This is a genomic window from Acinetobacter seifertii, assembly GCF_000368065.1.
Taxonomy (GTDB): domain Bacteria; phylum Pseudomonadota; class Gammaproteobacteria; order Pseudomonadales; family Moraxellaceae; genus Acinetobacter; species Acinetobacter seifertii.
Genome location: NZ_KB851203.1, coordinates 262,302 through 280,609, shown reverse-complemented (window position 1 = coordinate 280,609; position 18,308 = coordinate 262,302). Strand labels below are relative to the sequence as shown.

The following is an 18,308-nucleotide window of genomic DNA, read 5'->3' as shown; positions in this document are numbered from 1 at the left end:
TTTATCGCGGGCTTTGCTAAATTATGGGCATAAGATGTTGTTTTTTGGTTTCAAGCACCTACGAAAATTGTAATTTTGAGCAAATTGATACATAGTCTTAACAAGAACATCGGCATTATACTGAGGGCTTGCTGGCAATAAGCCTGAGCGCCCCAATAATATATAAATTATGACTTTAAAAGGGAGTACATCATGAGTTTAGTTGTACCTGCTGAACATCCTGAAACCGTACATAACGAAACGGATCGTGTCGAGCGCATTTTAGTAGTCGATGACGATGTGCGTTTACGTACCCTCTTGCAACGCTTTTTAGAAGATAAAGGCTTTGTTGTAAAAACTGCCCATGACGCTTCGCAAATGGATCGTTTATTACAACGTGAGTTATTTTCTCTTATCGTTCTCGATTTCATGTTACCCGTTGAAGATGGTTTAAGTATTTGCCGACGCTTACGTCAGTCAAACATTGATACTCCTATTATCATGTTAACTGCTCGTGGTAGTGACTCTGATCGTATTGCTGGTCTAGAAGCTGGTGCAGATGACTATTTACCAAAACCATTTAACCCTAATGAGCTTCTAGCACGTATTCGCGCAGTATTACGTCGTCAAGTTCGTGAAGTTCCAGGTGCTCCAAGCCAACAAGTTGAAGTAGTTAGTTTCGGCCCATGGTCTTTAGATCTATCTACACGTACGCTTACTCGTGAAGGTCAAATCGTTACATTGACTACAGGTGAGTTTGCGGTATTGAAGGCTTTGGTACAGCATCCACGCGAACCATTAACACGTGACAAACTCATGAACTTGGCTCGTGGTCGTGAATGGGGTGCAATGGAACGTTCTATTGATGTTCAGGTATCTCGTCTACGTCGTCTGATTGAAGATAATCCAGCACGTGCGCGCTACATCCAAACTGTGTGGGGCGTGGGTTATGTGTTTGTTCCAGACGGTGCTGAATAAGTTTGAGATAAAATAGAGTGACTTTAGAGCCAATTCCACCACAAAACTTTACCGATTACGTTACGTACTCAGAGCGTAAACGGACGAGGTGGGAGCGTTTTCTCGACAAGATTAAGCCACGTTCTGCTGCCATGCGTACCACTATTTTGGTACTACTGGTGGTGTTCTTTAGCCTATTTATGTCATTGTGGTTTTTTTGGCGCACTCTCTATTTACCAGAAATTCAACAACATGCCCGTTATCTGGCTGTTGAACTAGAACTGGTCAATAACCCTAATATTCGTATTTTACATGGTAATAACGAAGTTGATATCGATACCTGGTTACGTAATCGGGTTGGTATTGAATACATAACCGACCCTAAAGAATATCCTAGTGTCCGCGATAAAGTTATTGCTGAGTTTTTTACTAATCATGTTGAGCAGAAACTAGCCAATGAGATTGGCACTAAGGACGTTACGGTTTACTTCCAATTTAAACCAAGTCCTCGTATTTGGATTCAAACTCCTGAAATGCATGGTAATTGGGTCCGTGAGCCTCTAAAAACATATGCAAACTATAGCCCTGAACTATTAATTGGTTGGGTTGTGGGTGTTCCTTTAGCCTCAGCCATCATTATTTTGATTTTGGTTCGACAAATGAACCGCCCTTTGCGTCGTTTGCAAAATGCTGCCAATGAATATAGTAAGTCAGGAACAGCGCCTTACCTAGATACCAATCATGGTCCACTAGAAATTCGCCAAGTAAACCAAGCCTTTAATCGCATGGTATATACCCTTGATCAAACCGAGCGTGAACGACGGATTATGTTGGCCGGTATTTCACATGATTTGCGCACGCCCCTTACACGTATTCGTTTAACGGCAGAAATGTTGCCTGATGAGTTTTTTCGTGAAGGCTTGGTGTATGACGTAGATGATATGGATGCGATTTTAAATCAGTTCATCTCGTATATGCGCGACGGTTCGGATGAAGAATTAAAAGACACTAATATCAATATGTTATTGCAGGAATTAATTGTTCAGTTTAAACCGCTTGATATTCGTTTCGAAATGCAAGATGTACCGATTATTCCTGCACGTAGCCTCTCATTAAAACGTCTCATTGCCAACCTAATTAATAACGCAAAGCGTTATGGTGCAGAGCCAATCGAACTCAGTGCAAAAGTTGAAAATGAACATATTTTGATTACAGTGGCCGACAATGGTGAAGGCATTCCCGAAGACCAAATTGAAGAATTAATGCAACCTTTTGTTAGAGGTAACGCTGCTAGAACAATTCAGGGTAGCGGTTTAGGTCTTGCAATTGTTAAACGTATTGTCGATATTCACCAAGGTGAGATCCAAATTCACAACCGTGAACAAGGTGGCTTAGAAGTTATTATTTCGTTACCTATCCCAAAACCAGCGGTTGAAGAAAATACCACGACAAATCCGTTAGAAAAAATTAAACAAACTTTAAGTGAGCGCTTCTAATTTAATCGAATGATCATTTAAAGTGCTATTTTAAATTTTTAAAAAATATTTAAAATCAATTGAATATAAATCATAAAAATAAATTATACCCACATTTATTTAAAAAATTAGACCTTAGCCTAACACCTATGCACTTTTCATTTTTTCATAGCTAAAATCCCGTATGTTTTGACAATATTGAGGATGTCCAATGTCTTTAAGTCGTATTCGCCTAGCTTCTCTTCATGACAAGGTCATCAGTGCTGAACAAGCTGCGCAATTCATCGAAAATGGAATGACCGTTGGTATGAGTGGTTTTACTCGTGCCGGTGAAGCTAAAGCTGTTCCACAGGCACTTGTAGAGCATGCAAAGAAAAATCCGTTAAAAATCACGTTAATTACGGGTGCTAGCTTAGGTAATGACTTAGACAAACAACTCACGGAAGCAGGTGTTTTATCTCGTCGCATGCCTTTTCAGGTAGACAACACTTTACGCCGCGCAATTAACAACGGCGAAGTCATGTTCATTGATCAACACTTATCAGAAACTGTTGAGCAAATGCGCAACCAACAATTGAAACGTCCAGACGTTGCAGTAATTGAAGCAATTGCAATTACTGAAGATGGCGGCATTATCCCGACTACCTCTGTAGGTAACTCAGCAAGTTTTGCTATTTTTGCCGAAAAAGTTATTGTTGAAATCAATACATCTTTAAGCGAAAGCTTTGAAGGTTTGCACGACATCTACATTCCGACTTACCGTCCAACACGTACACCAATTCCATTAACAAAAGTGGATGAGCGTATTGGTACAACAGCAATTCAAATCGATCCTGCAAAAATTGTAGGTATTGTATTTAACGATACGCATGACTCACCATCAACAGTCACTCCTCCAGATGATGAGACTCAAGGTATTGCAAACCACTTAATTGCTTTCTTTAACAAAGAAGTTGCAGAAGGTCGTTTACCGAAAAACCTTGGTCCATTACAAGCAGGAATTGGTTCTATTGCCAATGCTGTATTAACAGGTTTAAAAGATTCTGATTTTGAAGACCTCATCATGTACTCAGAAGTACTACAAGACTGTACTTTTGAACTCATTGATGCAGGTAAAATGAAGTTTGCTTCTGGTAGCTCAATTACCCTTTCAGCGAAATGTGGCGAAAAAGTTTTTGGCAATATCGAAGCTTACAAAGACAAATTAGTGCTGCGTCCGCAAGAGATTTCTAACCATCCTGAATTAGTTCGTCGTTTAGGTATTATCGGCATTAACACTGCACTTGAGTTTGATATTTACGGTAACGTGAACTCTACTCATGTATGCGGTACAAAAATGATGAATGGTATCGGTGGTTCAGGTGACTTCGCGCGTAACGCACACTTGGCGATATTTGTAACCAAATCAATTGCTAAAGGCGGCGATATTTCCTCTATCGTGCCAATGGTAAGCCACGTTGACCACAGCGAACACGACGTTGATATTTTAGTGACAGAGCAAGGTCTAGCTGACTTACGTGGTTTAGCACCTCGTGAACGCGCTCGCGCTATTATCGATAACTGTGTACACCCACTTTATCGTGATGCATTAAATGACTACTTTGATCGTGCATGTGCCAAAGGTGGACATACTCCTCACTTACTTCGTGAAGCATTGTCTTGGCATGCAAACTTTGAAGAGACAGGTCAAATGCTTCAAGCAGCACCAGTTGCAAAATCAGCTTAAATCTCTGGTTTAATTCAAGCACTCCTTCGGGGGTGCTTTTTTATTTGTTTAAATTATTAATAAACACTGCTCAAACTCATATTTTTATTTTATCTTTTCAGCACATCAAAACAAAAAGTAGAAATCCGCATGTTCATTATTCGCCAATTTACAAATGCAGATCTGGATGATGTCGTTAATTTATGGGAAAGCTGCGGTCTCACCCGCCCTTGGAATAGTCCTGAAACAGATATTTTCAGAAAAGTTTCACAACAAGATGATTTATTTTTAGTTGCTATTAAGGATGAGCAACTCATTGGCACGCTCATGGGCGGTTACGACGGTCATAGAGGCTGGATTAACTATTTAGCTGTTCACCCCCACCAACAACGCTTAGGCATCGCTACAGCGCTTGTACAGCAACTTGAGAAGCGCCTCATCGCTCGTGGTTGCCCAAAACTTCAATTATTGGTGCGTAAAGATAATTTGAATGTATTGAACTTTTACGAACAGCTCGGTTACGACGAAGTAGAAGCCGTGTGTTTAGGCAAACGACTCATTAATGATAATCCTAACGAGTAGAGACAAGTTTTCAGTTGAGCCATTTTTAGAAAGTGAAGGTAATATTGGGGATAACCCTATTTGCTTGTGGATAAAATGAGATTTATACACAGGCACAATCTTCATATTTTTTATTAAATCAGCAGACATGAAAAAGCCCCATACTTTAAAGTATGAGGCTTTTTCGAATATGGTGGCGAGACCCAGGATCGAACTGGGGACACACGGATTTTCAATCCGTTGCTCTACCTACTGAGCTATCACGCCGATGGCCTGTATTAAGCCGTATCTCAGAACAATAGTCAACAATTATCCTGAGTTTCTGATTTAAATGGATATTTTTTATACTTAAAAAAAATCCCTGATGGGATCAGGGATTGAAAACACAAATAATGGTGGCGAGACCCAGGATCGAACTGGGGACACACGGATTTTCAATCCGTTGCTCTACCTACTGAGCTATCACGCCGAAGTGGGCGTATTAAACAATGTTTATTAGTTAACGTCAAGTAACTTCCGCATTTTTTGTAACAAGTGATTATTTTTAAATCACAGTTACATTAAAAATAGGCTTTTAGGTATGTAGTTTACCAATATGTGCTAAACAACGATGGATAGCTCCACATCCCGGTTCAAAAGTTTTAACGCCATTTGATTCTTCTATACGGCAAGCTTCTTCAACTAAGCGCTCAGCGACACCACGACCACGGTTAGCAGGATGCACAACAATATATTCAAGAACCTTGCTTTCACCTTGTCCTGAAGACCAAATTGCACCTATAATTTTGGTGTTAAATTCTGCAGTGTATAGCGTGGTATACTGCTGTAAATCTTGTTCAAGTTGTTCAATCGCATCGTGCCCGTCACCAAACTCCGGACTTGTATCATACAAACGCTCAAGCTGATCACGAATCTCTGAATTATCTAGAGAACTATAAGCATGTACGGTAATAGGCATTGATTAACCCTCCTGAGCAAACTATGATGCTGTCACGAATTCGTCACAGCGAAATTGTCGTTAACATCCAATCATTTTTGACGTTTTTTTGAGGAACGTGTCCATGACGCAACGTATCAGTGAAGTGGTTAGAAATACCAATGAAACCAAAATTCGAGTTCGCTTAAATCTCGATGGTACTGGTCAAGGCACACTAAACACCGGAGTTCCATTTTTAGACCATATGATTGATCAAATCAAGCGACATGGCTTATTTGATATCGATATTCATTGTGATGGAGACCTCGAGATTGATGATCATCATACCGTAGAAGACTGCGGTATCACGCTTGGACAAGCTTTTGCACAAGCTTTAGGTGATAAAAAAGGTTTAAAACGCTATGGTCACTTTTATGCACCATTAGACGAAGCTTTATCACGTGTTGTCGTAGATTTATCTGGTCGTCCGGGTTTATTTATGGATATTCCATTTACTCGCGCACGTATTGGTACTTTTGATGTGGATTTATTTTCCGAGTTTTTCCAAGGTTTCGTAAACCATGCGCTTATGACCTTACATATCGATAACTTGAAAGGTAAAAACAGCCATCATCAAATCGAGAGTGTATTTAAAGCACTAGCGCGTGCTTTACGTATGGCATGTGAAGTTGATCCACGTGCTGAAAACACGATTGCATCGACAAAAGGTAGCCTCTAATGACACGTATCGCGTTACTTGATTATGGCATGGGCAATCTACACTCAGCAGCTAAAGCACTTGAGCATGTGGGCGCTACAGTCGATGTAACTAACGACCCAAAATTAATTGCACAAGCCGACAAAATTGTTTTCCCAGGTGTTGGGGCAATGCGTGACTGTATGCAAGGCATGCGTGAGGCAGGTATTGATGAAGTCGTACGCAAAGCTGCTTTTAATAAACCAGTTCTTGCGATTTGTGTAGGCATGCAAGCATTACTGCAAAGTTCTGAAGAAAATGGCGGTGTAGACGCACTAGGTATTTTTGACGGTGTAGTAAAGCACTTCCCTCAAATGGAAGGTTTGAAAGTCCCACACATGGGCTGGAACCAAGTTCACCAAATGGACCCAAGCCATCCAATGTGGAACAACATTGAACAAGATGCTCGCTTCTACTTTGTACACAGTTACTATGTTGAACCGAAAGATGAAAAGCTTGTGGCTGCAACATGCGAATATGGCGTGAACTTCTGCACAGCAATTCACAAAGATAATTTATTTGCGACTCAATTCCATCCAGAGAAAAGCCATACTGCTGGATTGCAGTTACTTAAAAACTTTGTGGAATGGAATATTTAATTTCACGAAAGCTTTAAACAGATCAGGTCTAGATGGCCTGATCTTTTTTTTTATTTATAATAATAAGCAATCATTTATAGAATGATATTTTATTCAACAAAATATTGAATATTCATACTTTTAAATAAAACCAAATGAACAGGATAAACAAAATGAATTCACCTTTTGAAAATCAACCACTTCAGCAGGATTCACCCTTTAAGGCAAATGGTCGTTTTGGACGACTCTCATATGCTGCTTGGACCTTCCTATTTACCCTAACTCTCGCTGCTGTTGTTCTACTTATTATTTTTACTTTCGGTCTTACACAAAATGAGGGCACTTCAGGTTTTACTGCGCCGGGCATCGTCGCTATTGCCATTCCCTATATCGTTGGTATTTATATTAGCTTCGTATTTACTATTCGCCGTTTGCATGACCGTAATAATACAGGTTGGTTATCTTTACTCATGCTCGTACCAGTCGTGAACATTGGCCTTGCCATTTATTTATTCTGTGCAAAAGGAACTGAAGGCCCTAATGATTATGGACCAAAGCGTCCAACACCAAGCTGGGAACGTGTTTTAGGTTGGATCTATATTGTCATTATTCCACTCGCATTTGTTTTCGGAGTTATTGTTGCAATGATGGTTCCGAGTTATCAAAGTTATATCGAAAGAAGCGAAAGTATTGAAATTGGTACACCATCTCAGTCTCAATAATTTTTAAAGTTTCGTAAAGCCTAGTTCTCTAGGCTTTATTCATATATAAAGGGAATAGCTCAATTTATTTGTACGCTGTTAAATATGTCTGAAACCCTTCCCCTCCTCGACAAAGCCTCTATTCAACAGCTCCCACTTTTTAAAAATCTTAACCACCAAAATATTGTGGTGATTGAAAATATTGAGCAATGCAAAACTATTGAAGAAGAACTAAAAGCAGCGATCTTTTTAGGTTTTGATTCAGAGTCTAAACCGACTTTTCGGGTGGGTGAAGTTTCGACAGGTCCACACTTAATTCAACTTGCCACAGAACATAAAGCCTATTTATTTCATGTAAATTCTTCGACTTTAAAATTTTTGCAGCCTATTTTGTCAAACCCTCAGCAACTTAAAGTCGGCTTTGGTCTTAAAAATGATAAGCACATTTTTCATAAAAAAGGCATAGAGCTTGAAAGCTGCGTTGACCTTGCTAAAGGTTTTAGTCACTTTGGTTTTACTCAGCAAATGGGTGTACAAAAAGCCGTAGCACTGTTGTTTGGACAGTATCTTTCAAAGTCAAAGAAAGTCGGAACATCAAATTGGGCGCAAAAACCACTTACACCACAGCAAATCAGTTATGCAGCCGCTGATACTTATGCAGCTCTACTGGTATTTTTAGAGCTTCGTAAACAAAACTTATTACCGGCTCACATTTCACAAACGATTCAAACCGCACTTCACGCGTAAAGTTATAAAAGTCTTTTCTAAGGCTTAGCGATTGATCAATACTTTGCTAAGATGTGCACAATTTCATAAACATGATGAAGCAAGGAGCGAAAGCATGCTAATCATTCCAGCAATTGACCTGAAAGATGGTAAATGTGTGCGTTTAAAACAAGGGCGTATGGAAGACGATACCGTTTTCTCTGACGATCCGGTTGCAACTGCCCAGCATTGGGTAAATGAAGGCGCACGTCGTTTGCATTTGGTCGATTTGAATGGTGCTTTCGCAGGTACGCCTATCCATAAACCTGTTGTTGAAGCGATTGCTAAAGCTCAGCCAGAATTACCAATTCAAATTGGTGGTGGTATTCGTTCATTAGAAACGATTGAACACTACTTAGAAGCTGGCGTGACTTTTGTCATTATCGGGACTAAAGCAGTTCAAGAGCCAGAATTTGTAGAAGAAGCTTGTAAGCGCTTTGCAGGTCACATCATTGTTGGTATTGATGCCATGAATGGTATGGTTGCAACTGACGGTTGGGCTAATGTTACTGACGTGAAAGCAACTGATCTAGCAAAACGCTTTGCAGATGCTGGTGTGTCTAGCATTGTTTATACAGACATTGCACGTGATGGCATGATGCAAGGTGTAAACGTTGAGCAGACTGTCAACTTGGCTCAATACTCAGGTTTACCAGTGATTGCTTCAGGTGGCGTAACTAACCTTGATGACGTTCGTAACTTAAAAGGCAAACCAGGCATTTTAGGTGCAATCACTGGTCGTGCAATTTATGAAGGTACTCTAAACCTTCGTGAAGCTCAGCTTCTGTTAGATGAAAACCGTCTTTAATTTTTAAGATGTAAAAAAAGAGCCTGTTTAGGCTCTTTTTTTATTTTAATCATTTCTAATTTAATAGTTTTTCTAAATCGATCACCTCATCTGCCAGTTCCATTGCATAGGGTGAATGCGTAATCATAATCACGGACGGAACAACTTGCTGAATATATGCAAGTATATCTTTTGCAGTATCTACATCTAAAGCTGCGGTCGGTTCATATAATATGATGAGTTGTGGGCGTGCTAAAAGACCTCGAAGGATACAAATTCTTTGCTTTTCTCCCCCTGAAAAATTCTTATAAATTTCAGTTAGATCATCATCGAGCGTTAACTCATGCTTTTTCAAAATATGCGATAGTTTAAACTGCTCAAGCATCTGAATTAAGTAAGAATCTTCATATATATACTGAGAGTTATAAACCAAATTATCTCTTAAAGAATAAGGAAAAATAACAGGTTGCTGGGCAACATAGACCACTTCATCAAAAATATGCTTAGAAAAGTTATGACTGATATCGACATTTTTATAAAAAAGCTGCCCTGACTGAATCTGATATACCCCCATTAAATAATTCATCAAAGAAGTTTTACCTAGCCCTGTTTGCCCAATCACGACATACGTTTTATTAGCCAAAATTGTTAAATTAAAATGGTCTACTGCTCTTTTTCCTAACGAAAATTTGGCATTTATAAATTGAAATATAACTTCGGAATGTTGAATGGTAGACGACGTATATTGCTCTTTCTTGAGATTAAAATACTGTCGGTATTTTGCTAAAGCCACAAAGTTGCCATTTAACCGCATCAAACTTTGGGAAACAGCCAAAAATGGATTGGTGAGTTGAATAATATAAGTACTTATCAATACGAAAGCCCCAGCTGTCAATTGCTTGTCAGTTGAAAGAAATACAGTAAATAACATAAAAATAAGTAAGAATAAAAAGATCATAAACAACTGAGAAATCATCAATAATCCTATTTTCTTATTCCTATCTTTTGCCGTTGTGATATATAAATTTAGAGTGTCATTAAATTTCGACAACTGAAACGGCACTGCATTTTTTACTTTAATTTCATAGGAGTTAGATATTTGATGTATTAAATGACTATTCACTAAATTGTCTTTTTCATACATAGCATCGAAGAGTGAACTACTTCTTTTATTTATATAAAAGGAAACGATAAAAATAATAATAGCGACCAATAAAAAGCTAAAACTGAAAAGTAAACTAATGGTCGTAAACAAAACCGCAAAAATCATTACCAATTGGAAAATAATTGGTCCTAAATAAAAAGTTAACGTTAAATTAATCTCACCAAAAGCAGTACTTCCTCTTTCAAGATCACTCATTACTGTTCCAGCCTCGATTTGATCTTGTGCATCTTTTTTTAGATTTAAATAATTTTTTAAGCCTGCAGAAATTAATGATCCTTTGAAATCGACCATCAAATAAGCCCCAAAAATATTTTGCGTCCAATGGCATAACTCATTGACTAACCATGCGGTCGCGTAGGCAAGTACAAGTAGATATAAAAAATTAAATGGGAGCTGAATATTGAGTAAAAAGTTATATTCATGTGCAGAATAATCGATAATAATTTTTAGCAAGTATGGTAATAAAGTCGTAAAAAATGCTGCAAATACCACTAATAAAAACATAAGAAACATACTACTTCTTTGTTTCTTATAATTTTCTTTAGAAATATTCCAGACAAATTTATAGTTCTGAATATCTTGCGAACTTAATAAAAACTTCATTTCTCTATCTTTTTTCTGTTAAAACGATTTAAAAATAATTTCATTACACAAGAAATATCATAACTTGTCTTATTTATTGTTCTTCATGTTTTTTGTTTAAAACTAAACTTACAACTTTTTAAATAAGATAAATGCAAGATATAAAACCGAATACTTCATATAGTTTTAAAAAAGATTTTAAAGTTAATACACCACATTACGAATGAATTTAAGTATTTGATTACCGCTATTCACATACGTATAAGTCACTGAACTGGCATATATAATTGAAGAGCCAGCAGCTATAGTTTTTGAGCCATCTGCAAATTGTATCGTTAGCTCACCTTCTAATACATAAATAAGTTCTTGCCACCCTTCTGGGTCTGCTTCAGCAATATAAGACTCCCCTACTGCCAATGACCACGTCCAAAGCTCAACTTGGCTATGAGACGGAACTGAAGCCAGTAATGTTGCTTTGCTTTCCTCTTTTTCACCCTGCCAAGCAAGTACATTAACCAAGGCTTGTTCTTTATGCTCGGGTGCGCTCACAATCGTTCTAAAGTCTACCCCCAACACTATCGCAATCGCGTCGAGTTTAGCCAAGCTGATATTGACTTGTCCTGTTTCTAAAGCAGCAATGGTACGTCTACTTACACCTGCCTGATCTGCCAATTCCTGTTGGCTTAAACCACGCTCATCTCTTAGTGAACGGATATTTGTGCCTACGTGCTGTAAAACGGTACTCGACTGGCTCATAGAATAGGTAGTAAAGAAAATTTGAGCAATATATTGCACAAAACTGAAGAATAGCGCAATATGTGCAGTATATTGCACAATTTATTTTAATTTTGAGTATGCCACCAATTTCTTTGAGTTCAAGCAAAGCCCCTCAGTTAGCACTCGTTTTGATTACTATGATTTGGGGTGGAACATTTCTTACAGTGCAATATGCACTGAATTTTACATCGCCTATGTTTTTTGTAGGCTGCCGCTTTGCTGTAGCAGCGCTAACGTTATTGCTTATTTCATTCAAGAGCATGAAAGGCGTTACCTTAAAAGACTTAGGTGCTGGTACTGCAATTGGTGTAGTGATTGTTGGCGGTTATGGAACTCAAACGATTGGTCTGCAAACTATTCCGAGTAGTGAGTCGGCTTTTTTAACGGCGCTTTATGTTCCACTTGTTCCTATTTTAATGTGGCTCATCTTTAGAAAGACACCACATGTCATGACTTGGGTAGGAGCAGCTTTGGCCTTTGCTGGTCTTGTTTTATTAACAGGTAATGGTTTTGAGCAAATCTCTTTAAATTTTGGACAACTTTTAACAGTACTTGGCTCAGTTGCGATTGCTTTAGAAATTATTTTTATTAGTTACTTTGCTGGAAAGGTAAATTTACGCCGTGTGACCATCATTCAGCTCGCTGTCGCGTCTCTACTTTCTTTTACTATTATGCCTGTAGTGGGTGAACATACAATTCCAGCATTTTCATGGCCGCTTGTACTTACAGCTGTTACATTAGGTTTAGCAAGCGCACTGATTCAATTTGTGATGAATTGGGCTCAGCGTATGGTTGATCCTTCACGTGCTGCGATTATTTATGCAGGAGAGCCTGTTTGGGCAGGAGTTATTGGCCGAATCGCAGGTGAGCGATTACCAGTTATTGCTCTTTTTGGCGGTGCTTTAGTGGTGTTAGGTGTTTTAATCAGTGAGTTAAAACTTAAGTTACCCATTAAAAAAACTAAAAGAATTCGAGAATAAAAAAAAGAGAGCTTAACGCTCTCTTTTTTATTGATTAAGGCTGATACATAGGGCGGTTATCATTTAACGCAATCAGACCGCGAATTGCACGATATACAATCCAGATCCATGCCGCTGTAATCACGCCCACACAGAATACGGTCGATGAGATCGCAACACCTGCAAATAAATCGGTATTTTCACCTGTAAAGAACAAGAAAATAAACGGTAAAAAGGCAATAATATTCCAAGCGAGATACCACCAGAATGTTCTGATTTGCCATGTAAAGTGACTCGCAAAAATTGAACCTTGTACATCGGAACGTTTTACGTAGTTAATAATTAAAGCAATAATCGCAAGTAAGCCGCCCGTAAAAATGGCAACAATATAAAGTACATACAAAATAAGTGTTAAAGTACGATTCGGATCTTGGTCGATAGAACTATTCATTTTTATACCTCTCAAGTTTAATAAAAACAATTTACTTTTATGATCCCCGCAAAACATTTAAAGGAGAAATTAGCCACAAAATCAAAAGTAAATGAAGGAATATGGTACAAAAATAAATCTTACGAAATGGTTGTTTTTGTGTTTTATGTCTCAGTTTTTGTTGTGCCCACCATGCAGCTGGCCAACCGCCTAAAAAGCTCACAATATGTAAAGTCTGTTCAGGAACACGGCGATTTCCCAATTGTGCAGCTTCTTTGTCTTGTGAATAAAGCCAGTAGCTTAAGGCATTCATCATCAAGACGAACAACAAAGTATAGGCTGGTAAAGTATGGATAAAACTCATAATGCTCATTAGAACAAAATAAAATACGATGCCCATTTGCATGGCAGACCATGGTTTTGCCTGAAATGAAGATTCTGTTTTTGCTGACTTTGAAGCTTTACGTGTTTGTGATGCCTTTAAATAGGTGACTTGCTGGGCACGGAAGCGACCTCGCTCATCTAAAATGACCAGATACTCAAGTGCACAACCAATAATTGGCCGAGGTCCGGGGCGTGCAAAATCTTTGATATGCAAAAAGACTCGCTCTTTTTCAGCATCATCCGGCTGAATAAAGCCATAACCTTTTTCGTCGAACCATTCGACTAAACGCCCCTGATCTCGCATCTCTATTCCTTTTATGCTTTTACATGACTTAAACGGTCTTGCATCATTGCTCGCATTTCCTGCGGGTCTTTTTGCAAAATGTCGTCGCCTGTACGTCCTTCTTCTTTATTTTTTTGAGCAACTTGCAAACGCATTGACCAAAAACGGCATGCTGCCATTGCTAAGAATACATCTAAACACTCAATTTCATCTGAAGTAAGCACACGAATCTTTTGGTATGCCGCTAAGTAAGCTGCCACTTTGTCTGAGTTTAAATGCGCTGCTGGATATTCGGTACAAAAATCATTGATGGTAATCGCAATATCAAACAGCAATTCATCTTGATTTAACTCGTAAAAATCTAAAATACCTTGTAATTGATCACCTTCAAACAATGTATTGTCGCGGAATAAATCTGAATGAATAAAACCTGTTGGTCGGTTTGAATACTGTGCTGTTTTAGCATTAAACGCTTGATAGACCTGCTCAAGTAAAGCTTGGTCTTCTTGAGTCATATTTGGTTTAAGCTGCTCTGCAACGCCTGTCCAGTATTGATGATCGCGTCTATATTCACGTTCAAGTGGAAAGTCTTGTAAAGCCACATGCAGTTTTGCCTGTGCATCTGCAATTGCTGCAACTTGTGCTACTGTGGTTTGCATGGGATGGTGACCCATGAGGCGTGGTGCAATCTGTGCAGGCTTTTCTGCAATCACGTGAACCGCTTGTCCGCTATGTTTTAACGGTACAGCAACGGGTACATCATGAGTCCCCAATTGTTCAAGTACAGGAATAAGTTCACCTGCCCCTTGTGCATCTAACTCTTCAAACACGGTAAGTACATACTGTTTGCGGTTTACATCAACCAAAAAATAATTGGTGTTTTGAATACCTCCCTGAATTGGGTTCAGCTCCAACACCTCTAATCCATAAGGTGCAGCAAAGGTGCGAACTTCATCTAAACTCAACGGGGTATAAACCGACATGGAAAACCTGCAAAAAACATCTGTGAAGTTTGATAGAATACCTCTTCCCTCCATGAAGGTGTAGCGCCTGTGTAGGAACTTTCACCAACGGCGATTATTTTTGGAAAAAGCTATGCTTGCTAAACGTATTATTCCTTGCCTAGACGTTGATAACGGACGCGTAGTTAAAGGCGTTCAATTCCTCGATATTCGTGATGCTGGCGACCCTGTTGAAGTGGCACGTCGCTATAACGAACAAGGTGCAGACGAAATTACTTTCTTAGACATTACCGCTACACATCATGGACGCGATACCACTTACCGTACTGTTGAACGTATGGCCGAGACTGTATTTGTGCCATTAACTGTCGGTGGTGGGGTACGTAAGGTTGAAGATATTCGTGCGTTATTAAATGCAGGTGCAGACAAAGTGAGTATTAACTCGGCTGCCGTATTTAACCCTGAATTTGTTCAAGAGGCTTCACAGCACTTTGGCGCGCAATGTATAGTGGTTGCAATTGATGCCAAAAAAACTGGTGACAACAAATGGGAAATCTTTACTCACGGTGGCCGTAAACCAACAGGTATTGATGCCATTGAATGGGCTGTGAAAATGGCTGACTACGGTGCGGGTGAGTTACTCATTACAAGTATGGATGCCGACGGTACTAAAGCGGGTTACGATATTGCCTTAATGCGTGCTATTAATGACCGCGTGACCATTCCAACGATTGCCTCAGGCGGTGTAGGTAACTTACAACACCTTGCAGACGGTATTTTACAAGGTGGTGCAGATGCGGTATTGGCTGCAAGTATTTTCCACTTTGGCCAATATACGATTCCAGAAGCTAAACAATATTTAGCTGAACAAGGCATCGAAATGCGCTTGTAAGCGCATTGATAGTAAATGGGGCGATATGCCCCTTTATTTTTTTATGCAGCACCATCAACCGAATTTATGTCGTTAACCAGTTGAGGCTTTTCTTTTTTCTCGACCCATTTTGCAGGGAAGATTTTTTCTACTGCTTGAGACAGTGGTTTAGCAAGTGCAGTCGGTAATCGTATACCCAAAGGGTTTTGTTCTTTTAAATCTGCCGAAGACACCACACGTGTTCCCATCACGTAATCAAACCAAGGCTTAGTCACACACCAATTAGCATCTTGATTAGAGTTCATGTGGTGATCGTAATGCCACGGAATTTTACGCTTAGCCCAGTCAGGCTCTAAATGTGCACGGCGATGAATATAATAATAATTACCAGCGCTGTACCAAGCTGCAAGTGCCATACCTTTTGAAAATGGATAGAAAATTGCACTTGAGACGGTTGCCACTACGGCAAGAGAAATTAACTCATTTTTAGTTCGCCAGTTGCCAACGCCTTCCACATAGCAATCATCATGAAATTGCTGTTTGCGTACTTCACGATGGTGTGCCCAATGTGACTCCATGCTTCTTGGCACTGGGCTATAGCGCGGTTGTCCAGCACGGTGCACACCATGCAAAATATATTTGTGTGCCACCCATTCAAATGCATTTGCAACTGCAATTCCTGCAATAAACCCTTTTAACATCGCCTTACTCCTTTTTCTTTTTATTCAGCATATAAAATTCGTTATGCTAGGTATTGACCAGAATTTATGGTTTCATTGACAAATCACGACAAGAAAGAGGTGGTCACGGATGCCACAGCTAAAAAATTATACAGGCTCGGTGTATGGAGGGCTGGGACATCTATTAAAAGCTTATTGTGAAGCAAATGAGTTAGTGATTCCTGAACAATTAGAACACATTCAGAATCTGGAACGCTTTGACTATGTGGTTTGGCGTGACTTATTAGAAGTGATTTATAAACTCGACCCGAAGCCCGGTTTAGGCCTAGAAATTGCCAAATATGTACAACCCAAACACTTAGGGATTATTGCCTACCTTGCACTCTCTTGCGATAACTTAGGCGAAGCCTTAATTCGTTATCATGACTTTCACCGTCTGATTTATGACGGAAGTCCATTAGTTGTTGAACTACAGGGACAATATGCTTCTATTCGCTGGGAAGCGACCGAGCTACATCCTACTCAACTTACCGATGAAATCGCAATTGCGCTGGTCATTCAGTTCTTACGTCTTTTTATGTCTCATGAAGATGTGCATTTGCATGAAGTACATTTCTTAAATACTGCCCCTAAAAATATCAGGGTTTACGAGCAGTACTTTCAATGTCCCGTTCGTTTTAGCCAGCCACGTACCGAGTTACTCATTCCAATTACGGAAATTCATAAGCCGCTTAGCAGCGCCGACCACACCCTACAACAACTATTGGTTCAGCAAGCACAAGCACTTTTAGAACAGTTACCAAATTCAACCCAGCTCGATCAGCGCTTACAGCATTCAATTTTAACTGGCTTACAAAAGGATCAATATCAAATTGAATATATTGCAACACAGTTAGGACTTTCAGTTCGACAGCTCCAACGGCATTTACAACAGCAAAACACCACCTTTCAGGAACGTGTACAGCAAGTGCGCTTTATGCTGGCAACTGAGTATTTAAAAGACCCGCATTTAAGTTTACAAGAGATTGCCCTTTTGCTTTGTTACTCAGAACAAAGTGCTTTTCAAAGAGCTTTTAAACATTGGACCAATCAAACACCACAACAATGGAGAGATCATTTTTTAGACAAAGAATAACCAACCAAAACTTACAAATCTTTTCTTGATTAAAACAACACTGAAAACAAAAATTTCATATAGTCACATGCTTAATTTTTTGTGACATATTTCACACTAATTAAAAAATAGATCAATAGATGAGTAATCACAATGAATAAATATTTTGCTGAATTCTTAGGTACGTTTTGGCTAGTCTTTGGTGGTTGTGGTAGCGCTGTATTAGCCGCAGCTTTCCCTGAACTTGGTATTGGCTTTGCAGGTGTAGCCCTTGCCTTTGGTTTAACCGTACTCACTGGTGCTTATGCTTTAGGGCATATTTCTGGTGGACATTTTAATCCTGCTGTGAGTGTCGGTCTTTGGGTCGGCGGTCGTTTTGATATTAAAGATTTAATTCCTTACATCGTTGCACAAGTAGTCGGCGCGACTGCTGCTGCATTTGTTCTTTATATTATTGCTCAAGGACAAGCTGGCTTCACTGGTGTAGGCGGCTTTGCTTCAAATGGTTTTGGTGATTTATCACCAAATAAATTTGGTTTAGGTTCTGCTTTTATTATTGAAGTGGTCCTTACTGCTTTCTTCTTAATCGTTATTTTAGGATCAACACATGGTCGTGCACCTGCTGGTTTTGCGCCTATTGCGATTGGTCTTGCATTAACACTTATTCACTTAATCAGTATTCCAGTGACAAATACTTCGGTGAACCCTGCACGTAGTACAGGTGTTGCATTCTTTGCTCAAACTGGTGCTTTAAGTCAGTTGTGGTTGTTCTGGGTAGCACCGATTTTAGGTGCTGTGATTGGTGCGATTATTTATAAGGTGGTTGCTGGGGATAAGGATTAATTCTTTATATCTATAGCCTTAATCTGCTATCGCGGTGGGTGACATGGATGTCACCTGTTGAGCAGGGGTACACGGAA

21 protein-coding genes and 2 tRNA genes are annotated in these 18,308 nt (G+C 39.3%); 14 read left to right on the top strand and 9 right to left on the bottom strand.

Annotated features, from left to right (window positions below):
* Nucleotides 1-192 precede the first annotated feature (192 nt).
* The 5 genes from ompR (at nt 193) to F985_RS21400 (ending at nt 4,698) form a co-directional block, all read left to right on the top strand.
* Complete coding sequence (ompR, locus tag F985_RS21415) at nt 193-957, top strand: osmolarity response regulator transcription factor OmpR (protein ID WP_000060753.1); 765 nt, start codon at nt 193-195, stop codon at nt 955-957.
* Between the two features lie 17 nt (nt 958-974).
* The gene (locus tag F985_RS21410; protein ID WP_004705117.1) at nt 975-2,432 is read left to right on the top strand and encodes an ATP-binding protein; all 1,458 of its coding nucleotides are present in this window, start codon (nt 975-977) and stop codon (nt 2,430-2,432) included.
* 59 nt (nt 2,433-2,491) lie between these two features.
* The gene (locus F985_RS25495; RefSeq protein ID WP_228128590.1) at nt 2,492-2,587 is read left to right on the top strand and encodes a hypothetical protein; all 96 of its coding nucleotides are present in this window, start codon (nt 2,492-2,494) and stop codon (nt 2,585-2,587) included.
* 35 nt (nt 2,588-2,622) lie between these two features.
* The gene (locus F985_RS21405; protein ID WP_002116671.1) at nt 2,623-4,137 is read left to right on the top strand and encodes an acetyl-CoA hydrolase/transferase family protein; all 1,515 of its coding nucleotides are present in this window, start codon (nt 2,623-2,625) and stop codon (nt 4,135-4,137) included.
* 129 nt (nt 4,138-4,266) lie between these two features.
* Nucleotides 4,267-4,698 carry a GNAT family acetyltransferase gene (locus tag F985_RS21400; RefSeq protein ID WP_004705115.1) on the top strand — a complete coding sequence of 144 codons (432 nt, stop codon included), beginning with the start codon at nt 4,267-4,269 and terminating at the stop codon, nt 4,696-4,698.
* A 170-nt stretch (nt 4,699-4,868) separates the two neighbouring features.
* Here F985_RS21400 and F985_RS21395 read toward each other — a convergent pair.
* From F985_RS21395 to F985_RS21385, 3 genes are all read right to left on the bottom strand, one after another.
* Nucleotides 4,869-4,944 (bottom strand) — tRNA-Phe (locus F985_RS21395).
* A gap of 126 nt (nt 4,945-5,070) precedes the next feature.
* A tRNA-Phe gene (locus tag F985_RS21390) sits at nt 5,071-5,146 on the bottom strand.
* Nucleotides 5,147-5,251: 105 nt separating this feature from the next.
* Entirely contained in the window at nt 5,252-5,635 is a 384-nt protein-coding gene (locus F985_RS21385) for a GNAT family N-acetyltransferase (RefSeq protein ID WP_004705113.1), read from the bottom strand.
* Between the two features lie 103 nt (nt 5,636-5,738).
* Here F985_RS21385 and hisB point away from each other — a divergent pair, with 103 nt between their 5' ends.
* The 5 genes from hisB to hisA all read left to right on the top strand — a co-directional run bounded on the left by hisB (nt 5,739) and on the right by hisA (nt 9,202).
* Complete coding sequence (hisB, locus tag F985_RS21380; RefSeq protein ID WP_002116767.1) at nt 5,739-6,332, top strand: imidazoleglycerol-phosphate dehydratase HisB; 594 nt, start codon at nt 5,739-5,741, stop codon at nt 6,330-6,332.
* On the top strand, nt 6,332-6,949 hold the full coding sequence (gene hisH, locus F985_RS21375; protein WP_004705110.1) for an imidazole glycerol phosphate synthase subunit HisH: 618 nt from the start codon (nt 6,332-6,334) through the stop codon (nt 6,947-6,949). Before hisB ends, hisH begins: the two co-directional genes overlap by 1 nt.
* A 152-nt stretch (nt 6,950-7,101) precedes the next feature.
* Nucleotides 7,102-7,650, top strand: coding sequence for a DUF805 domain-containing protein (locus F985_RS21370; RefSeq protein ID WP_004705109.1), 549 nt, complete (start codon nt 7,102-7,104; stop codon nt 7,648-7,650).
* Nucleotides 7,651-7,734: 84 nt separating this feature from the next.
* Nucleotides 7,735-8,376: a 3'-5' exonuclease gene (locus F985_RS21365; protein ID WP_004705107.1), complete on the top strand. Its 642-nt coding sequence runs from the start codon at nt 7,735-7,737 to the stop codon at nt 8,374-8,376.
* Nucleotides 8,377-8,470: 94 nt separating this feature from the next.
* Nucleotides 8,471-9,202: a 1-(5-phosphoribosyl)-5-[(5-phosphoribosylamino)methylideneamino]imidazole-4-carboxamide isomerase gene (hisA, locus tag F985_RS21360; RefSeq protein WP_002052186.1), complete on the top strand. Its 732-nt coding sequence runs from the start codon at nt 8,471-8,473 to the stop codon at nt 9,200-9,202.
* A gap of 55 nt (nt 9,203-9,257) precedes the next feature.
* On the opposite strand, the gene F985_RS21355 is transcribed toward hisA, so the two are convergent.
* Together F985_RS21355 and F985_RS21350 are read right to left on the bottom strand one after the other, a co-directional pair.
* Nucleotides 9,258-10,949 carry an ATP-binding cassette domain-containing protein gene (locus F985_RS21355; protein ID WP_004705106.1) on the bottom strand — a complete coding sequence of 564 codons (1,692 nt, stop codon included), beginning with the start codon at nt 10,947-10,949 and terminating at the stop codon, nt 9,258-9,260.
* Nucleotides 10,950-11,132: 183 nt separating this feature from the next.
* Nucleotides 11,133-11,684 carry a helix-turn-helix domain-containing protein gene (locus F985_RS21350; RefSeq protein ID WP_025469234.1) on the bottom strand — a complete coding sequence of 184 codons (552 nt, stop codon included), beginning with the start codon at nt 11,682-11,684 and terminating at the stop codon, nt 11,133-11,135.
* 98 nt (nt 11,685-11,782) lie between these two features.
* Between F985_RS21350 and F985_RS21345 the strand changes: the two genes are divergently transcribed.
* Entirely contained in the window at nt 11,783-12,685 is a 903-nt protein-coding gene (locus tag F985_RS21345) for a DMT family transporter (protein WP_004705104.1), read from the top strand.
* A 34-nt stretch (nt 12,686-12,719) separates the two neighbouring features.
* On the opposite strand, the gene F985_RS21340 is transcribed toward F985_RS21345, so the two are convergent.
* From F985_RS21340 to F985_RS21330, 3 genes are read right to left on the bottom strand one after another with little or no spacing between them, the layout of a single operon-like run.
* On the bottom strand, nt 12,720-13,115 hold the full coding sequence (locus F985_RS21340) for a DUF4870 family protein (protein WP_004705102.1): 396 nt from the start codon (nt 13,113-13,115) through the stop codon (nt 12,720-12,722).
* 37 nt (nt 13,116-13,152) lie between these two features.
* Nucleotides 13,153-13,782 carry a DUF1294 domain-containing protein gene (locus F985_RS21335; RefSeq protein ID WP_004705101.1) on the bottom strand — a complete coding sequence of 210 codons (630 nt, stop codon included), beginning with the start codon at nt 13,780-13,782 and terminating at the stop codon, nt 13,153-13,155.
* A gap of 11 nt (nt 13,783-13,793) precedes the next feature.
* Nucleotides 13,794-14,744, bottom strand: a complete 951-nt coding sequence (locus tag F985_RS21330) for a homoserine kinase (protein WP_004705099.1) — start codon at nt 14,742-14,744, stop codon at nt 13,794-13,796.
* 112 nt (nt 14,745-14,856) lie between these two features.
* Here F985_RS21330 and hisF point away from each other — a divergent pair, with 112 nt between their 5' ends.
* A complete protein-coding gene (gene hisF, locus F985_RS21325) occupies nt 14,857-15,615 on the top strand; it encodes an imidazole glycerol phosphate synthase subunit HisF (protein ID WP_000880078.1) in 759 nt (252 codons plus the stop codon).
* A 41-nt stretch (nt 15,616-15,656) separates the two neighbouring features.
* Here hisF and F985_RS21320 read toward each other — a convergent pair whose 3' ends face one another.
* Nucleotides 15,657-16,295 (bottom strand): hypothetical protein, encoded by a 639-nt coding sequence (locus F985_RS21320; RefSeq protein WP_004705096.1) that lies wholly within the window; start codon nt 16,293-16,295, stop codon nt 15,657-15,659.
* A 109-nt stretch (nt 16,296-16,404) separates the two neighbouring features.
* Here F985_RS21320 and F985_RS21315 point away from each other — a divergent pair, with 109 nt between their 5' ends.
* Both F985_RS21315 and aqpZ read left to right on the top strand, forming a co-directional pair.
* Nucleotides 16,405-17,409 carry an AraC family transcriptional regulator gene (locus tag F985_RS21315; RefSeq protein WP_004705095.1) on the top strand — a complete coding sequence of 335 codons (1,005 nt, stop codon included), beginning with the start codon at nt 16,405-16,407 and terminating at the stop codon, nt 17,407-17,409.
* A gap of 132 nt (nt 17,410-17,541) precedes the next feature.
* Nucleotides 17,542-18,231 (top strand): aquaporin Z, encoded by a 690-nt coding sequence (gene aqpZ / locus F985_RS21310; protein ID WP_004705093.1) that lies wholly within the window; start codon nt 17,542-17,544, stop codon nt 18,229-18,231.
* The last annotated feature ends 77 nt before the right edge of the window (nt 18,232-18,308 follow it).

Coding starts and splice junctions, on each gene's coding strand:
- ompR (WP_000060753.1), top strand. CDS start 193: ATGAGTTTAGTTGTACCTGCTGAACATCCTGAAACCGTACATAACGAA.
- F985_RS21405 (WP_002116671.1), top strand. CDS start 2,623: ATGTCTTTAAGTCGTATTCGCCTAGCTTCTCTTCATGACAAGGTCATC.
- F985_RS21400 (WP_004705115.1), top strand. CDS start 4,267: ATGTTCATTATTCGCCAATTTACAAATGCAGATCTGGATGATGTCGTT.
- F985_RS21385 (WP_004705113.1), bottom strand. CDS start 5,635: ATGCCTATTACCGTACATGCTTATAGTTCTCTAGATAATTCAGAGATT.
- hisB (WP_002116767.1), top strand. CDS start 5,739: ATGACGCAACGTATCAGTGAAGTGGTTAGAAATACCAATGAAACCAAA.
- hisH (WP_004705110.1), top strand. CDS start 6,332: ATGACACGTATCGCGTTACTTGATTATGGCATGGGCAATCTACACTCA.
- F985_RS21370 (WP_004705109.1), top strand. CDS start 7,102: ATGAATTCACCTTTTGAAAATCAACCACTTCAGCAGGATTCACCCTTT.
- F985_RS21365 (WP_004705107.1), top strand. CDS start 7,735: ATGTCTGAAACCCTTCCCCTCCTCGACAAAGCCTCTATTCAACAGCTC.
- hisA (WP_002052186.1), top strand. CDS start 8,471: ATGCTAATCATTCCAGCAATTGACCTGAAAGATGGTAAATGTGTGCGT.
- F985_RS21355 (WP_004705106.1), bottom strand. CDS start 10,949: ATGAAGTTTTTATTAAGTTCGCAAGATATTCAGAACTATAAATTTGTC.
- F985_RS21350 (WP_025469234.1), bottom strand. CDS start 11,684: ATGAGCCAGTCGAGTACCGTTTTACAGCACGTAGGCACAAATATCCGT.
- F985_RS21345 (WP_004705104.1), top strand. CDS start 11,783: ATGCCACCAATTTCTTTGAGTTCAAGCAAAGCCCCTCAGTTAGCACTC.
- F985_RS21340 (WP_004705102.1), bottom strand. CDS start 13,115: ATGAATAGTTCTATCGACCAAGATCCGAATCGTACTTTAACACTTATT.
- F985_RS21335 (WP_004705101.1), bottom strand. CDS start 13,782: ATGCGAGATCAGGGGCGTTTAGTCGAATGGTTCGACGAAAAAGGTTAT.
- F985_RS21330 (WP_004705099.1), bottom strand. CDS start 14,744: ATGTCGGTTTATACCCCGTTGAGTTTAGATGAAGTTCGCACCTTTGCT.
- hisF (WP_000880078.1), top strand. CDS start 14,857: ATGCTTGCTAAACGTATTATTCCTTGCCTAGACGTTGATAACGGACGC.
- F985_RS21320 (WP_004705096.1), bottom strand. CDS start 16,295: ATGTTAAAAGGGTTTATTGCAGGAATTGCAGTTGCAAATGCATTTGAA.
- F985_RS21315 (WP_004705095.1), top strand. CDS start 16,405: ATGCCACAGCTAAAAAATTATACAGGCTCGGTGTATGGAGGGCTGGGA.
- aqpZ (WP_004705093.1), top strand. CDS start 17,542: ATGAATAAATATTTTGCTGAATTCTTAGGTACGTTTTGGCTAGTCTTT.